The following is a 12,955-nucleotide window of genomic DNA, read 5'->3' as shown; positions in this document are numbered from 1 at the left end:
GGAGACAGGAGGAAAGAGGAAGAAAGAAGCAGTCAAAAGAAGTCTTTTTACAAATATGAGAGGCTCCCACACGAAGTCAGAATCAGGAAGAAGATCGGAAAAATAATAGCCAGATTTCCAACTTCTTTAAGAAGTCGGAAATCTAATAAATTTATCCGTGTATCCGTGTCCGCATCCTTGTATTGCCGCTCTTCATTCTCAAAGTTTTACTGTTTTTTCCAATGGAAAACCCAACTGTTCGCGCTGTTCCAAATAAAGCTGAGCCACCCGTCGCGCCAAATTCCTAATTTTGGTAATGTAGCGAGTTCTTTCCGTTACCGAAATCACGCCTCTAGCATCGAGTAAATTGAAAGTGTGAGAACATTTTAACACATAATCAAGACTGGGCAAAACCAATCCTTTTTTTGTCAGTTGTTCGGCTTCTTGCTCGTACAATCCAAACAAAGTAAACAGCAATTCAGGATTGGAATCTTCAAAGTTATAAGTACACTGTTCTATTTCTCCTTGCAGGTGAACGTCGCCGTAAGTTACGCCATCTTTCCACTGAATTTTGGTCATGGCATCAACTTCTTGGAGATACATTGCGAGACGTTCTAGTCCGTAGGTAATTTCAATAGATACCGGGCGACAATCTATGCTACCGCACTGTTGAAAATAGGTAAATTGAGTAATTTCCATGCCGTCGAGCCAGACTTCCCAGCCCACACCCCAAGCTCCGAGGGTAGGCGATTCCCAGTTGTCTTCTACAAAGCGAATGTCGTGGTCTTCGGGGCGAATTCCTAATGCTCTCAGGGAGTCTAAATAAACTTCTTGAATGTTGGGAGGAGATGGTTTAATCAGGACTTGATATTGATAGTAATGTTGGAAGCGATTGGGATTTTCGCCGTAGCGTCCGTCGGTGGGGCGGCGACAGGGTTCGACATAGGCGACTGACCAAGGTTCGGGGCCAATTGCTCTGAGGAAGGTGTGGGGATTCATGGTTCCTGCACCTTTTTCTGTGTCGTAGGATTGGGCGATCAGGCAACCGCGATCGCTCCAGAATTGATTTAAAGTTGCAATGATTGATTGAAAGTTCACTGGTTTAAATAGGGCTAGTATGTATCTCAACTTATTTAAGCATAAAAAAGGCAGGGTTTATTTGCATAAACCCTGCCAAAGTCATGTGAGGTGTAAAAAGTTAGGTCGTTTGAATCGAGTTGTGATTTAGTCTGCGGGAGTGAGGGAAACTAATAGGGTGATGTTGTCAACGCCGATGACATAAACGGTGTCTCCCGGTGTGAGTGTGATTTGGCGATCGCAACGTGCGGGCCACCAGCTACCTTGAAAGCGGACGCGACCTGTTTGATTCGGATAAATCGATTCATCGACGATTGCTTCTTCGTTGAAGTAGTGAAAGTTGGTATTGATGTAGTTGTCGATTAACATATTATTTGCTGTGCTGTAGGTGTGGACAGAAAAAATAGAACCGAAAGCTTTTGCTAAATTGAACATTTTACGAACTCCTTTTGTGTTAAAATATAGGAAATTTTTAGATGCTGTTTCTGCTATTTAAAAGGCTGCATTTCCTGATTTTCGATGCTGTGATTTAGTCGGCGGGAGCGAGGGAAACTAACAGAGTGATGCTGTCAACGCCGATGACATAAACGGTGTCTCCCGGTGTGAGGGTGATTTGGCGATCGCACCGTGCGGGCCACCAGCTACCTTGAAAGCGGACGCGACCTGTTTGATTCGGGTAAATCGATTCATCGACCACGGCTTCTTCGTTGAAGTAGTGAAAATTGGTGTTAACGTAATTTTTGATTAACATATTGTTGGCGGTGTTGTATCCTTGAGTAGAAAAGATTGAGCCGAAAGCTTTTAATACGTTGAACATGATATTTACTCCGGTTGTGTTAAAATATATGGATGTGTAATTGTCTGTTTCTGCTATTTGAGAGGCTGCATTTCCTGGTTAAGATTGATTAATTGCCCAGATATTTCATTGTTCTTGTCTGGGGTGCTTTCATCCGGATCAAAAATAAAAATCTTTTGATTTTTTTGGGGGATTTGAGCGACGGTTGCGGGGAGTCTAAATTGAGTAATTCCAAGGTATTGAATTAAGGATTTAGCTGTCGCTTAGTTGCTGGGATTTGTCTCACTGGTAGATGTTGTTAGCTACATTAGCGCTTGGGTGATTCCGCATTACTACTGCTGTGAAGATGTTTTCTTTTTGGATTTGAGGATTTTTTGAATCGGTTGTGACTCGCTTGCTTTACACTTACTAATTTATAAAAAGTCGAAGGTCTATGGTGCGATCGATCTGACACTTTCCGTCTCTGGTACTGGCACAGGACAGTAAGCAACGGTAAAACAACGATTAATCAATGGTTTGAGGCTGATTCTCTGGCTGGTGGCTGTGCCAATTTAGCAAAGTGGACTACCGCAGGCGGTGAATTCTAAGTTTACGCAATGTCGATCGGCCAATCCGGAACATCCGTACATATCTAGCCCGTGACTCATAGGTGCGATCGTTCGGATTTCAGCCCCCTTTCATCTGATCGGGACTGAAGTGCGATGCTGCGAACCGATTTTAAGTTTGATCGTTCGGACTTCAGTCCTCTCTCGTCTGATGATGAGCACTAAAGTCATCACTACGAACCGAGGCTGTAATCGCAATTATTCAACAAATCGAACTTAAAATCAATTCATAAATTCAGCATCTTAAATTCATAAAAGTCCTAATTATCAAGAACCTTCTCGATACTGCATAATAGTTACAGGAATTCTGAATAAAATTTTAGCTAACTGAGACAAACCAAACTTAAATTTCAAGGACTGCGGCAAATCTTGCACAGAAACTGCTACAAAGCCAAAGCGACTGTAAAATGCTGCGAGTCGCTTTCCCAAACATTCTAAATATAGCGGTTCCGTAGCCTGTTGAATTAAATATTGTGTGAGATAGGTGCCCAAACTGCGATCGCGCCAATCCTTCGCCACCACCAAACTACCCAACTCTTGCGCGCCGGAAAAGTTCCGCAACTGTCCGCAAGCAGCCAACTTTCCCTCACATTCGATGACCCAGAATTGCTCCCAACGCAACTGAGTAGGATCGAGTTTAGCGCTCCACACCAACCTTCTAATTGATTTGATATCTTGTTTCAACGCTGGTCGGATTGTGCATTTTGGGGGTAAGGAAAAATGACTTTCATTCATGATGATTCCTGTTGGCTTTCTCGTTTGGCTTGGGCTTTCAACATCCTTTCTTTTAACCGTGCATTTCTCTCGGCAATTTCGGGATTTCCCTCATACCAAGGCGGAACATCGTCATAATCGGGGATTCCATCATCTATCAGATAGCGCGCGTTGGGTTGCCTGGGATAACCTGCGGCCAATCCTCCAGTACAGATCGCAAATAAAGCTGTATTTTCAGCAGCTTTTAATGCTCTCTTTGCAGCAGGAGAAACTCTCACAATATCGCCGCCCTCAAGTGTCAATAGTTCCCCATCTACAACCATCAAGCCCTTGCCTTCAACTACAATATAGACTTCTTCTTGTTCTGCGTGGCTGTGAGTAAAGGTGTAGCCCTCGCCAGCCGGCAAGCGAATCAAACCTAAAGCTACTCCTTGCAGATTTAGCTGTCGCCAAGGGTTGGTGAGTTGGGGCAAATTCTTAAAATCAAAGTGAGCTTTACTGAATTTATTGTTATTTTCAGAATCTAGTTCCATATTATCTATTTAAGTAGAAGAGGTGTTAATAAAAATTATACCAGCGACGCGCTTCAAAATGCGAAACACTTCGTAACAATCCTTGGCGCGATTACGAACTCATAAGATAAAGCGTACTGCGGATTGTCTTATTTAACCAATTTAATCAATCTGAAGTTGCTGCCATTTGTCAGAAGCCCAAAAGTTGGTCTATCAGGATTGGGGTTACTCAGCTTTTACGGTATCTTCTATCATGGGGTACTCGGCACTGTTAATATACCCAACATTTACTTTGTCTAAATATCGCTTTTCTTCCTCAGTAATTTCTGGTAAATCGTCAATCCATTCCCGAAAAAATTGTTCATCTTCAGCAAGTTGGAAGTTGAATTTTGTCTTGACATCACCGAGTGTCAGTGCTTTTGCTTGAATGCTTTGTGTCATAATTTTCTGTAGCTCTTAGCTAGTTGTAACTGATTGTAGCAGATCGATTGTCGATCGCCCCCAGCAACACCTCCGCGCCAAACCGCACCGGATAGGTACAAGATAATCCCGTTTCTGCTTGAATTTCAGCTATTACTAACAGCACATCGACCTCATTTAAGTGATGAGTGTTAAGGGCGATTGCGCTCACTTTTGCCCGACAAAAATACCCGCCGCCGCAGCCACCATTCGTACAATTCAACCACTTTCAACAAACTCGGAATCGATACCCGCAGGTGATGCGGCAAGCCTGCTTTTTTACCCAGCCAGTTGTGGGTTGCCATGTCGATGGCGGCGCGGGCTGCGGTATATTGTGGCATAATTATAGTTAGGTAAAGTGCCCTGCCGCGCGCGCTACATTAACAGGTAAAAAGGTAAGCAAGTAATACCAATCTTCCAAATTAATGTAACAGTATATGTAGGGTGTGGATACATCGAAAATTTCTCAAAAAGAGTGACAATCTAATAGCGACGCACCTTACACATTGGGCGAACAAAACAACCCTTCGTTTCACTCCGCCCAACAATTTTATTGTTGCAACATTTTTTCTAAATGGTATAAATTCAAGAGGGTAGACTAAAGTCCTGACTGCGAACATATGATAAAGCAGGACTTATTTAATTGTAAGTCCTGCTAGGCTGCTAAGGGAGCATTTTCTAAATTTTATTAAACAGGCTGACTCAAAAATCCGCCTGACCAATTGTCAAATTCTGTGCCAATCTCCTCAGACTGTTCTAGTAGAGGGTTTAGCCTCTCCTCGGAGACTGCAAAGCAGGGGAAACGGTAAAAACCCTGCACCACTTTTTTTGTTTTAACCACGAAGGTCAACCAGAATTAGCTTTTATCGCCGCAGTTACAGCATTGTTCGCCAGTCGCTTCCCGGACACCGTTCTCCTATGGTTGGCGATTTACAGGTCAAACAGCAAAACACCTGTTCTGGCTAAAGTTGGTTGTTTATTTATGCTGTATTGTTCTATTCTGTACGATTTTGGAAAAATGTTAGCGATCATACAAAAAACTTTACATTTTTCAGCTATTAGACTTTGCCAGAACAGCGAATCAAAGGCAAGATATATGCCTACCCACAATAATTATTGTTTATGTCTTCTGCACCTTTTGCTAAAAGTAGAAGAAAAGTCAGTGGTTTGTTTTTGACCTATTTGTTGACTGTGGCGCTTAGTTGTCGTAGTTGATGTTGAATTCGGTTAAATTCTTTCTGTTCTTCGCTTAGCAAAGTATTGTCGATCGGCGATCGCATATCCCACTGCAATTCAGACAATAACAGCAAACAACCGGCCATAATTATGCCTGTGGTTAGATATTGCCAAGGTGCGACAAAAGGCAATATTCCGATCGCAAATAGATGAGCTAATCCGATCGCGATAAAAGTGCGCGATCGCAAACCGAGTCCAGTACAAAAATAGCCGATCGCGCTCACCCCCAACCACAAATCGCACAGGTGCTGCAACAAACCACCCCAACCCAGAAAAATACTGCAATCCGTCAGCACCAAACCAGTTATCATCAGCATCGCCCAACAATACAGAATCCAGCTAACTCGCTCGACTTTTACCCAAAACAAAGTTAACACAGCCATCCCAGCAGTGCCAATAATCGTCAGTGTTGACCACAGAATCGCCTGAAAGCTCCAACTAAGCGGCACAAATTGAGCCGTGAAAAAAATCCCCGCCGTCACCAAACCCCAAAGCAGAAAAGTTTGGTCAATCCGGGTATAAAATCCTGAGAAAAGAGTAATATTTCCAATTTTCCAGTTTAGTTGCAACAAGCCCGATCGGTCTTGTACGTCGAGATGTTCCTGTTTGCTGCGGATTAGGGGTTCGGAGACGTTGAAAAAGGTCATCCAGTGTGGTTTAAAATATTAGGTTTTGCCTATTGTAACAAAACTACATAAATATTTTTAAAATTTTATTGCATTTTTTCTCATTCCCCGGATCTGCCTGGGGAGGTAGATCCCGAGGAACAGCCTCCCCAGAGTCTAAAGCTGGCGACGAAGCTGCGTTAAGTTTAGACTGACACAGCTTAGAATTTTGAGTTTAAGCAAGCCTTCAATACTAATTTTTGAGAGAAAAAATGAAGGCAACATTCACAAGCATTGAGCCATTTTAATTGTCGAGTAAATTTGTCACGTACCTGTGGCAATTTTCAGCAGATAAAGTTTATTTTTCGTGGCGTTGCTGATTTACGGTAGGACAGGCTAAATATGTAATTCATCAAAACTAGCAGAAAGCTTCTGGATTTTGAGATTATTTGTTTCTCGCCCAGCGAGCAAAGTCTCTGCACAATTTAAGGCGGACTTGCACTGGTTTTTAAGCCGCTGGATAAATTATATCAAATCCTCTATTCATCGGAATAGTAAATTCACTGTTGACTGTTAACATCATGTATGAGTGCAACCGGAATTGATATTAGACTGCAATTGCATTGATGCGATCGATTCAAAATTATTTGCGTCAATCAGCGTTCATCTGCCTGAAATCTGCGATTGCTCCATCGGACAAAAATTTATCTTGTAAAATAAACCAACTTTCCTAAAATTTTGTGAAAAAAATCGGCTTAAAAAAGAGGTATTACCTATTGACTTTTCCAGAAATTCTATGGTATTATTTAAATAATGGGAGTGGTAACTTGGATTTTAAAAATCTCACCATTCCCATTATCTAATAATATCTCATCGATTACTCAAAGTCAAGCATTAAGCCGAAAAAAAAAGGCGTTTTTTTTTTAATTTCTTCAACTAAAATTAGTCTGCGTTGATTACCAATTCCCCGTTTCCGTCAATAACTTCGCCGATCGCCCAAGCAGCAATTTCCTGAGACTCAAACCATTGAACGGTGGCTGCGACTTGGGCGCGATCGACCAACAGGACAAACCCAACACCCATATTAAAAGTATTGAACATATCTGCGATCGCAACTTGCCCAGCTTCAGCAATCCAGTCAAAAATCGGCAAACTCGGCCAGCTATTAATGTCAATTTTCACAGATTGATTTGCGCCCAAACAGCGGGGCAAATTTTCCGGCAAACCGCCACCAGTAATGTGAGCCATCCCGTGAATTTTTAAACCGCTGTTAATGGCTGCGAGGACAGGCTTAACATAAATCGCAGTCGGAGTGAGAAGAACCTCTCCCAAACTTTGGCCGCCCAACTCAGAGGGTTGGGAATGCCAATCAAAACCCCTCACGCCCGCAATTTTCCTTACCAAACTAAAACCGTTGCTGTGGACGCCAGAACTAGCGAGCCCCACAGCCACATCTCCCACCCGCACCTGCGAACCATCAAGCAACTTGCTTTTTTCGACAATTCCCACACAAAAACCAGCCAAATCGTACTCACCCGCTTGATAAAAACCGGGCATTTCTGCGGTTTCACCTCCGAGCAAAGCACAGCCTGCTTGCTTGCAACCCTCAGCAATCCCTGTCACCACAGCAGCTAATTGTTCAGAATTTAACTTTCCCGTGGCTAAATAATCGAGAAAAAAGAGGGGTTCCGCCCCGGATGTCAGCACGTCGTTGACGCACATCGCCACCAAGTCGATACCTACCGTGTCGTGGCGATCGAGCTCGCTGGCCAACTTCAACTTAGTCCCAACGCCGTCAGTGCCCGAAACCATCACCGGCTCTTTTAAACCCTCCGGGACGCTGAAAAACCCGCTAAATCCGCCGAATCCGCCCAAAACTCCCGCTCTGTGGGTGCTTTTGACCGTATTTTTGATGCGCGAGACAAAAGCTCTGCCCGCCTCAACATCCACACCTGCTTCTCGATAATCCATAAATCCGCCAAATCGATTTCTAAGTTTTAGTGTATGCCCATAACGGTTAACGCTTAACAGTGGACAAACAGCTTTTTTCAGGCTAAGCATTAGACCCTTCCTCCAAAGGCCTGTCTAGAACAGGCTCGAAAAGCCTCTTCCAGAATAATTATGGGAGAGGTCTAGTACACAGCAATAAAATCCGGTGAATCTTTGTAAAGTTTTGTAAATTTTTCAGGAATTGCGAAAACCTCTGCAAACACTGGAATCAAAGCATTATCTGAGACATAAATTTGTGAAAAATCCCTCGATTTTTGGTAAATTTCGTGCTGTGAGCGATCCCCAAGCGCAAAAGTTTGTGGTAGTCTGTTGCAGTTCGTTACCAAAACACAAATTGCGGATCGAGTATGAGTTGTCAAGTATCGGGAAAGTTTCGACCAAAATTTTTGGGTCAGAAGCATAAAAGCACTCAAAGCAGCCCGATACTCTGCTGTGACTCTAGGAGGAATCGCGAAAAGCAAACAGAAAAATCTGTAGCGCCCGATCGCATCTTGGCAAATCCTCCAATCTCGCTTGGCAATGGCTCTTCACAAAAATGGACGTATGAAGGAAAAATTTGTTGGTGGTCTACTCGCTGTCCTGTTAGTTCCTGTCGTAGGAACGGCCTCTTCTTGTCACGCACAAGCAACAGATGCCGTCAAGCAAAACTCTCAGTCCCAGCAAGCAATTGCCACCCAACCGTCCCCGCAGTTAAACGCGAAGCGGGTCGAAGCACAAAAAGTCGGACAGTATCAGTATCAAGCAAGAGCTGAGATTAACCGAGACTCGATCGCCAAAATTCAGTCCCACGACTTAGGCGGGCGACAAGCAGCGACAGTCTACGTGCGAAACATTCCAGTCATCACCTTTCTCAACGCCAGTCCGGAAAAAAATGCCAAAATCGGAGAAACAGGCGACAGCCAAGCCGATGCTCGCAGTCAGTTAAAAGTAGCAGACCAAAAAGACAATCCCAAAGTAGGAAACATCGCCAGCAACGCAATCAGCGTCCAAGCAGATCCTGTGTCGCGGGCATCGAGCTTAGCAGCAAGACTCAACCAGTTAGCCCGCAACAACATCGATCCCAACAGCATTACAGTGAAGTGGGAAGAACGAGACCGCTACCTGATCCAGGCAAACGGCGAGGACTTGGTAAACATCAACGCCGAAACCATCCTCCCCGACACCACCAGCGACTTTAGTCGAGACGCGCTGCAAGTAACCAATCGCCTCCGCCGACTGCTGGGGAACGCTCCACCCCTGGCAGCAGTAGCAGGCCAACCCCAACCAGAACGCCCCCTGCTCTCTGTGGGCCCCGTTCAAGTGCGGCTCAACGGCTGGGCTTCCTGGTACGGCCCGGGCTTTAACGGCAACCTCAGCGCCAGCGGCGAGCGTTTCAACCAAAATGATTTAACCGCAGCCCACCGCAACTTGCCCTTCGGAACTAGAGTGATGGTGCGAAATCTCGACAACGGCCGCACCGTAGTCGTCCGCATTAATGACCGCGGCCCCTATGTGGGCGATCGGCTGATTGACTTGTCCGCAGGTGCCGCCAGCGTCCTGGGAATGATCGGCAGCGGTGTGGCGAGAGTGGAAATCGAAGTAATGGAACCGCAGCAGCCAACAACTGTGGGACAGTAAACGGAAGACAGTACAGTAAAAGGCCAGATATTGCAGCATTCTGCCTCGCAAAGGGTTTCTGGCCTGCTGCACAAAGAATTAATTTTCTTGTGGAGCCCGCATGAGAGTCCGTTCATCAAAAGGCGATCGAGAATAGACTTGGATTGCACAAGTCCTCGATCTTTCAACCGCAGATTTCAGGTAGATGCAACGCGGCTCAACGCAGATAATTTCAGATAACTTGTGAGTCAGTAACTCAGGGCTTTAGCCACTGAGCTTGTCAGAGAAATTGAGCAAGCTATACTGACGGGCCTGAGTCTTAACTGACTACGTTATTTAGGTCACGACACTCCTTGAATGCGACGCTAGTTTTCCGCTCTGTCGCTAGTAGTTAAACAGTCTTAAAGTCACGCTCGACAGTGCTGCTAGCCTAACAAACCTTTATAACATTGACCGACAAGCGAACATCACCCGAAAGGGATTTTTCGGAGACAACCATATCTCCACAGAGGAGCAATTATACCCCTCTAACCCCGAAAGGGGATTCAAGGCGGTTGAAACCGCCGAGCCGTTTTCCTCTCAGGACTGAAGTCGCTCAGTTTCCCACTTACCGAGCTTTTTTATGAATGCCAGAGGTATAGTGATGCCAGATCTCCGATCGACACTAATATCTGGCTCTCGCGGCCAAAATCGCGCTCTCTTGGGGGCGAACTTGTTGCTAACATCGGTGCAAGATATCAGATGAAACAAATTCTGAGTCAACAAATCTGGCTTCTGTCAAAGGCCTTCAGGAGAAAATAACGGTGCGTCTGTTTACTGCGATTGCAGCACTTCGCTGCTACTTAAATTCACAAAAATCTGCTGCACCTCATTTGACAGTCGGTTTAGTTCCGACGATGGGAGCTTTGCACCGAGGACATCTGAGCTTGCTCCAGCGAGCAAGACAAGAAAATGCGATCGTCGTGGTGAGCATTTTTGTCAACCCGCTGCAATTTGGGCCGAGAGAAGATTTTCAAGATTATCCCCGGAATTTGGAGCAAGACCAATTGCTGTGTTCGGAAGCTGGGGTTGATGCCATTTTTGCTCCCCCAGCAACGGAAATGTTCGGCAACTCAGGGGTCAATTCCCTACGGGATAGCTTCGCCGCGCGTGCAGAAACACACAAAACCGCCCAAACACAAATTCAGCTTTCATCCTTAACTCAAGTAGTACCGCCACCGGCGATGACATCAGTATTGTGCGGCCTAGTTCGGCCCGGTCATTTTCAGGGTGTCGCGACAATTGTGACTAAACTTTTGGGTTTAGTGCAGCCGACAAAAGCTTATTTCGGTCAGAAAGATGCTCAGCAGCTAGCAATTATCCGCCAACTGGCTGTTGATTTTAATTTGCCTGTAGAGATTGTTGCTTGCCCGATCGCCCGCGAAGAGTCTGGACTGGCGATGAGTTCTCGCAATCAGTATTTAACAGCAGAGCAAAAACAGCAAGCCTGCGCCCTCTACCGCGCGCTGCAACAAGCCTCAAAAACTTTTGCTTCAGGCGACCGCACTGCCTCCGCCGCACTTGCTGCCACGCGCGCCGAAGTCGCCAGAGAGCCTGCTGTTAAGCTCGAATACGCCGAACTCGTCGATCCCGAAACTCTCGCACCGTTGCAGGTTGTGGAAACAGCAGGACTTTTAGCCGTAGCAGCCAGAGTAGGCTCTACTCGGTTGATTGACAATATAATTCTGCTGAACCGACGGCCGATTGTGGCGATCGACGGCCCGGCGGGCGCTGGCAAATCCACCGTAACTCGCCAAGCAGCAAAAGCTCTCTCGCTGTTTTATCTGGATACCGGGGCGATGTATCGGGCGCTGACTTGGCTGGCTTTGAAAACGGGGACGCCGATTTCTGACGAATGCGCGATCGCCGAATTAGTCAGTTACAGCTATTTAGAATACAACCTCGATCCCGGAGCTTTGACACTAAAGATTAACGGGGAAGACGTAACCGAAGCAATTCGCAGTTTGGAAGTGACATCCCGCGTCTCAGAAATGGCAGCGATTCCCGCCGTGCGGCAGTTTCTGGTGGAGGAACAGCGGCGCTGTGGCAAAAAAGGCGGAATTGTGGCAGAAGGCAGGGATATCGGCACTAATGTGTTTCCCGATGCGGAGTTGAAGATTTTTTTGACGGCTTCGGTACAAGAGCGATCGCGCCGGCGACTGTTACAACTTAAAGAGAGCGATCGGGCTAATATTAGTTTGGCGCAGTTGGAACAAGACATCGCCCTGCGGGACGAAAAGGACAGCACCAGGGAGGTTGCACCTTTGCGAAAAGCTGCCGATGCTGTGGAAATTCAAACAGACAATCTGACTGCTGACGAAGTGATCGATCGGATTGTCGGCTTGTACAAACAGAGAATCGGCCCCCCACTCACAAAAAGACTTTGATTGATATATAGCCTTTCAATCTCTCATATGAGGTACTATCCGGTATAGGGCATAGGGCATAGGCCTCCGTGGGCATAGGGCATTGGGCATTGGCCCGCGCAGCGCATAGGGCATTGGCCCGCGCAGCGCATAGGGCATTGGGCAAGGCTTCCGTGGGCATACCTCACCACGCTTGAGAACCGCTATAGGTGCAATATTTGAAGTTGAATCAACTTGTAGCGTCAGGAAAAGAGAAGAGTCCGCCTCGTGAGTCCCCCAGAATATAACGAAGACAGTCCAGAATGCTAGTGTCACCTTGAAATCAACTTGTAGGGTGCGTCAGGTGCAACGATCGATATAATTTCGGCTTTCGTGTCTGACGCACCCTAGTAATTGTGCTTAGGAATGAAAATTTAATAACTTAAGCGATTGGCTCGTTACCAGGAAGAGCCTGGTAATGCAGATAGGCGAGGCTCTGCCTCTCTTTAGCCCTGAGCTTCTGGAGAGAGAGAAGTGTGGCAGATGTTTAAGTTATTAAGTTTTCGATCCTTATTTGATGTCGGGTCAGATTACCATAAAAAAAGCGGTTCGTAGTGCGGACTTAAGTCCGCAACATGAGATCGTACTACATGGGACACGCGCGATCGAATCTTATCGCTGTAAACCGTTGATTGGAGACGATATTAAGCATGAGGACTCTTAAACCGGGTTTAGATCTAGTTTTTTAGTTGAGAAACCCAGATTTTTCAAATAAACCCGGTTTAAGAGCGTAAATCCTGTTAAAATTTCGCCGATTTTTATTGGTTTGGTGGCTTTTTGTACACAAGTCTTAAATTTTTTTATCCTGTCGGAGTTCTGCGCGATCGGTTATTTGCAGTATTAGCATTTTTAGACGCAATCCGATTTAAGATAATTCTCTTAAGTGGATTACTAGGACATAGACATAAAATCTCAAATTAAC

At 45.6% G+C, this 12,955-nt stretch carries 12 protein-coding genes; 2 read left to right on the top strand and 10 right to left on the bottom strand.

Translation table 11 applies throughout. The features are described 5' to 3' along the window. Positions 1–198: 198 nt before the first annotated feature. The 10 genes from glyQ to purM form a co-directional block, all read right to left on the bottom strand. Positions 199–1,077 carry a glycine--tRNA ligase subunit alpha gene (glyQ, locus tag QT998_RS05910; protein WP_333117825.1) on the bottom strand — a complete coding sequence of 293 codons (879 nt, stop codon included), beginning with the start codon at positions 1,075–1,077 and terminating at the stop codon, positions 199–201. Between the two features lie 126 nt (positions 1,078–1,203). Next, complete coding sequence (locus tag QT998_RS05905; protein ID WP_194067886.1) at positions 1,204–1,491, bottom strand: NfeD family protein; 288 nt, start codon at positions 1,489–1,491, stop codon at positions 1,204–1,206. Positions 1,492–1,585: 94 nt separating this feature from the next. Continuing rightward, positions 1,586–1,873 (bottom strand): NfeD family protein, encoded by a 288-nt coding sequence (locus tag QT998_RS05900; RefSeq protein WP_194067885.1) that lies wholly within the window; start codon positions 1,871–1,873, stop codon positions 1,586–1,588. An 851-nt stretch (positions 1,874–2,724) separates the two neighbouring features. Then, the gene (locus QT998_RS05895; protein WP_333117823.1) at positions 2,725–3,192 is read right to left on the bottom strand and encodes a GNAT family N-acetyltransferase; all 468 of its coding nucleotides are present in this window, start codon (positions 3,190–3,192) and stop codon (positions 2,725–2,727) included. Further along, positions 3,189–3,704: a cupin domain-containing protein gene (locus tag QT998_RS05890; protein ID WP_333089144.1), complete on the bottom strand. Its 516-nt coding sequence runs from the start codon at positions 3,702–3,704 to the stop codon at positions 3,189–3,191. The genes QT998_RS05895 and QT998_RS05890 overlap by 4 nt, the downstream gene beginning before the upstream one ends. Before the next feature lie 204 nt (positions 3,705–3,908). Beyond that, positions 3,909–4,124, bottom strand: coding sequence for a hypothetical protein (locus QT998_RS05885; protein WP_333089145.1), 216 nt, complete (start codon positions 4,122–4,124; stop codon positions 3,909–3,911). A gap of 19 nt (positions 4,125–4,143) precedes the next feature. Beyond that, entirely contained in the window at positions 4,144–4,314 is a 171-nt protein-coding gene (locus QT998_RS05880; RefSeq protein WP_333117822.1) for a DUF1611 domain-containing protein, read from the bottom strand. Next, positions 4,295–4,483, bottom strand: a complete 189-nt coding sequence (locus tag QT998_RS05875) for a hypothetical protein (protein WP_333117821.1) — start codon at positions 4,481–4,483, stop codon at positions 4,295–4,297. Before QT998_RS05875 ends, QT998_RS05880 begins: the two co-directional genes overlap by 20 nt. 837 nt (positions 4,484–5,320) lie before the next feature. Next, the gene (locus QT998_RS05870) at positions 5,321–6,025 is read right to left on the bottom strand and encodes a hypothetical protein (RefSeq protein ID WP_333117819.1); all 705 of its coding nucleotides are present in this window, start codon (positions 6,023–6,025) and stop codon (positions 5,321–5,323) included. A gap of 900 nt (positions 6,026–6,925) precedes the next feature. Further along, positions 6,926–7,954 (bottom strand): phosphoribosylformylglycinamidine cyclo-ligase, encoded by a 1,029-nt coding sequence (gene purM, locus QT998_RS05865; RefSeq protein WP_333089153.1) that lies wholly within the window; start codon positions 7,952–7,954, stop codon positions 6,926–6,928. A 582-nt stretch (positions 7,955–8,536) separates the two neighbouring features. Here purM and QT998_RS05860 point away from each other — a divergent pair. Both QT998_RS05860 and QT998_RS05855 read left to right on the top strand, forming a co-directional pair. Then, positions 8,537–9,610, top strand: a complete 1,074-nt coding sequence (locus tag QT998_RS05860; protein ID WP_333089155.1) for a septal ring lytic transglycosylase RlpA family protein — start codon at positions 8,537–8,539, stop codon at positions 9,608–9,610. A gap of 782 nt (positions 9,611–10,392) precedes the next feature. Continuing rightward, positions 10,393–12,015, top strand: coding sequence for a bifunctional pantoate--beta-alanine ligase/(d)CMP kinase (locus tag QT998_RS05855; protein WP_333117817.1), 1,623 nt, complete (start codon positions 10,393–10,395; stop codon positions 12,013–12,015). Positions 12,016–12,955: the final 940 nt, after the last annotated feature.

The organism is Microcoleus sp. S1D4 (assembly GCF_036700765.1).
In the GTDB taxonomy this organism is placed as follows: domain Bacteria; phylum Cyanobacteriota; class Cyanobacteriia; order Cyanobacteriales; family Microcoleaceae; genus Microcoleus.
The sequence above is the reverse complement of the archived record's forward strand: the minus strand, read 5'-3'. Positions and strand labels throughout refer to the sequence as shown.

Bases quoted from the DNA above. Each gene is read 5' to 3' on its own strand.
- QT998_RS05905 (WP_194067886.1), bottom strand. From the start codon at position 1,491: ATGTTCAATTTAGCAAAAGCTTTCGGTTCTATTTTTTCTGTCCACACC.
- QT998_RS05900 (WP_194067885.1), bottom strand. From the start codon at position 1,873: ATGTTCAACGTATTAAAAGCTTTCGGCTCAATCTTTTCTACTCAAGGA.
- QT998_RS05895 (WP_333117823.1), bottom strand. From the start codon at position 3,192: ATGAATGAAAGTCATTTTTCCTTACCCCCAAAATGCACAATCCGACCA.
- QT998_RS05890 (WP_333089144.1), bottom strand. From the start codon at position 3,704: ATGGAACTAGATTCTGAAAATAACAATAAATTCAGTAAAGCTCACTTT.
- QT998_RS05885 (WP_333089145.1), bottom strand. From the start codon at position 4,124: ATGACACAAAGCATTCAAGCAAAAGCACTGACACTCGGTGATGTCAAG.
- QT998_RS05875 (WP_333117821.1), bottom strand. From the start codon at position 4,483: ATGCCACAATATACCGCAGCCCGCGCCGCCATCGACATGGCAACCCAC.
- QT998_RS05870 (WP_333117819.1), bottom strand. From the start codon at position 6,025: ATGACCTTTTTCAACGTCTCCGAACCCCTAATCCGCAGCAAACAGGAA.
- purM (WP_333089153.1), bottom strand. From the start codon at position 7,954: ATGGATTATCGAGAAGCAGGTGTGGATGTTGAGGCGGGCAGAGCTTTT.
- QT998_RS05860 (WP_333089155.1), top strand. From the start codon at position 8,537: ATGAAGGAAAAATTTGTTGGTGGTCTACTCGCTGTCCTGTTAGTTCCT.